Source organism: Paludibacillus litoralis (genome assembly GCF_037646705.1).
Classification (GTDB): Bacteria; Pseudomonadota; Alphaproteobacteria; order Rhodobacterales; family Rhodobacteraceae; genus Pikeienuella; species Pikeienuella litoralis.
Genome location: NZ_JBBHER010000016.1, coordinates 1 through 1,006, shown reverse-complemented (window position 1 = coordinate 1,006; position 1,006 = coordinate 1). Strand labels below are relative to the sequence as shown.

The following is a 1,006-nucleotide window of genomic DNA, read 5'->3' as shown; positions in this document are numbered from 1 at the left end:
GAGAGCGACCGGTTCCTGATCGTGCTGCCGCCGGGGCACACCTCCGAGCAGCGGATGCAGTATGTCTATGACGAGATCCGGGTGGCGCCGAGCCATGTCGTCTATCATTCGGACCGCTCCGAGGTGATGAGCGACGCGGCGATCGGGGACATGCTTCTGCGCGAGGGGGTGCTGCCGGAGGATCTGCGCGCCCGCGTTCTCGCGGCGGCGGCGGGCGAGATGGCGAAAGAGGAGTTGGTCTGATGCGGGTTCTCATTCTCGGCGGCGACGGATATATCGGCTGGCCGACGGCGATGAAGCTCTCGGCGGCCGGGCACGAGGTGATGGCGGTGGACAATTACCTCCGCCGCCGGCTGATGCGGGAGATCGACTGCGGGGCGCTGTTCGAGGCGCCGAACCTGCATGAGCGGGCGCGCCATTGGGCGGCGAAGACCGGGAAGGAGGTCGCGGTCCGGATCGGGGATCTGAACGACTGGACCTTCATCTCCTCGGTGTTCGGGGAGTTCGCGCCGGAGGCGGTGATCCATTTCGCCGAGCAGCCCTCGGCGCCCTATTCGATGCTCGACCGCGCGACGGCGCGGCTGACGCTGGACAACAATCTCGGCGTGACCTTCAACGTGATCCACGCGATCTCGGAGTTCGCGCCGGAGGCGCATCTGGTCAAGCTGGGGACGATGGGCGAGTACGGCACGCCGAACATCGACATCGAGGAGGGCTGGATCGAGATCGAGCACAAGGGGCGCAAGGGCACGTTCCTGTTCCCGCGCGCGGCGGGGTCTCTCTATCACACGACCAAGGTTCTGGATACGGATCTGCTCTGGTTCTACGTGCGGATGTGGGGGCTTCGCGTCACCGATCTGATGCAGGGGCCGGTCTACGGGCTGACGACGGAGGAGAGCGGCGACGACGAGGCGCTCTATCCGTTCCTGAACTATGACGAGGTGTTCGGCACGGTTCTGAACCGGTTCATGGTGCAGGCGGCGGCGGGCTATCCGCTGACGGTCTA

Annotated in this window: 2 protein-coding genes; both read left to right on the top strand. The window is 65.8% G+C overall.

What is annotated here, in order from left to right:
- Positions 1-243: hypothetical protein (locus tag WG921_RS17875; RefSeq protein WP_340110626.1), on the top strand; the 243-nt coding region annotated here is incomplete at its 5' end.
- On the top strand, positions 243-1,006 hold a 764-nt coding region (locus tag WG921_RS17870; RefSeq protein ID WP_340110625.1), incomplete at its 3' end, for an NAD-dependent epimerase/dehydratase family protein. The genes WG921_RS17875 and WG921_RS17870, both read left to right, overlap by 1 nt.